The sequence below is a fragment of the Vibrio sp. HA2012 genome (assembly GCF_002812955.1).
Taxonomy (GTDB): Bacteria; Pseudomonadota; Gammaproteobacteria; order Enterobacterales; family Vibrionaceae; genus Vibrio.
Map to the genome: position 1 here is coordinate 1 of NZ_PFXK01000017.1, position 1,355 is coordinate 1,355.

The 1,355-nt window shown below is 39.3% G+C and carries 2 protein-coding genes; both read left to right on the plus strand.

What is annotated here, in order from left to right; all coding sequences use genetic code 11:
* The first annotated feature begins 130 nt into the window (after window positions 1-130).
* Window positions 131-568: a GIY-YIG nuclease family protein gene (locus CSW98_RS17425; RefSeq protein WP_100801749.1), complete on the plus strand. Its 438-nt coding sequence runs from the start codon at window positions 131-133 to the stop codon at window positions 566-568.
* A gap of 139 nt (window positions 569-707) precedes the next feature.
* A complete protein-coding gene (locus tag CSW98_RS17430; RefSeq protein WP_029803417.1) occupies window positions 708-1,127 on the plus strand; it encodes a DUF2513 domain-containing protein in 420 nt (139 codons plus the stop codon).
* The last annotated feature ends 228 nt before the right edge of the window (window positions 1,128-1,355 follow it).

Genomic DNA, 1,355 nt, shown 5'->3' on the forward strand with positions numbered 1-1,355 from the left:
AACAAACAACTCAAAGGGACAAAAACACGTGCCACTTTTGGTTCGGTTTGTTTTTAGGTTCCAGTTGGTTCGGTTGAGTGAATAGGATTGGTTTTTGCCCTTTAGTTGGGCGTTATGAGTATTTATCAGTATGTACGTTTATGTTTTAGAATTAGAAAATCAAAATTATTACGTTGGCATCGCTGAAGATATTGGCTTGAGGCTTTGGACTCATTTTAAAATGGGCAGCAAAGTTGGTTCGGCTTGGACTAAAAAATATAAGCTGATTAAAGTTGTCCACTGTAGTGAAATATTCCCAAAGACTAAGTGGAAAACTGAGTTGGTAGAAACTCAATGCACTTTGCGTATAGCCAAATTAAAAGGCTTTTCAAAAGTACGAGGGGCTGGTTTTAGTATCTCTAACGAAGACTATCCAAAAAGTTGGGATGAAAAACTAGTTGGTGTGCCACCTGCTGATTTTGACAAAATGAAGCCTTTATCAAATCAAGAACTGAAGGTTCTGTTTAAAGGAAAATATGAGCTTTGGTTGGAGCAAAGGAAAAAGCGACGTAAGCCCAAATACTCATAACAAAGCATTTAAGAGGGATTCACAACGCTTGGCAGTTTTGGTTTGAATCGGTTTTAGTGTTTACGGCACAATGGGTTAGGTCGGGTGAAATGCGTTGTTCACCCCTTAATGCGGCGTTATGAGCCAACAAGGAGTCTCAATGAAGATCGATAAAGAATATTTAAAATCATTGCTTGAAGCATTTGAGAGTGCAGAGGGACCTTTAACCAATATACGAGAATTGGAAGCCAAAGGATTTCATTATGATGACGACAAGTTCGCTTTTCACACTGATCTCCTTGTTGATAAAGGGTATATAGAATCGTTTGCTACTCAATCACGTGGTGCAGGTTATAAGCTGTTGGGCAACGGTGAAAGGGTTTGGTCGGTGGTTCCTTTAAGGCTAACAGCTTTTGGGCATGACTTTATTGAATCATTAAACGAACCTAATGTTTGGCAAGAAATACAAGCAAACTTTAAAGATGCAAGTTTAGATACAACGATTTCTGTAGCAAAAGATCTTGCTAAAGGCTATGCAAAACAGAAGGTTAAGTCTCTGCTTGAAGCTGCTGGCTCATAACAAACTGTTCAAGAGGGATTCGCAACGCGTGGCATTTTCACTATGCGGTGGTTTTATTGATTAAGGTGGTATGCGTGGGCTGCGGTATTGCGTTGCTCACCCCTTAACAGGGCGTTAGGTGTTTGATATATAGTTAAAAAGGAGAAGATAATGTACGATGATTGGGAAAGTGGCATTCTAGACGTGACAGATATAAATGGTAAAAACCATCGAATAGAATATGGCTCT

What these genes read in the sequence shown, in the direction of transcription:
- CSW98_RS17425 (WP_100801749.1), top strand. Translation starts at nt 131, where the DNA reads ATGTACGTTTATGTTTTAGAATTAGAAAATCAAAATTATTACGTTGGC.
- CSW98_RS17430 (WP_029803417.1), top strand. Translation starts at nt 708, where the DNA reads ATGAAGATCGATAAAGAATATTTAAAATCATTGCTTGAAGCATTTGAG.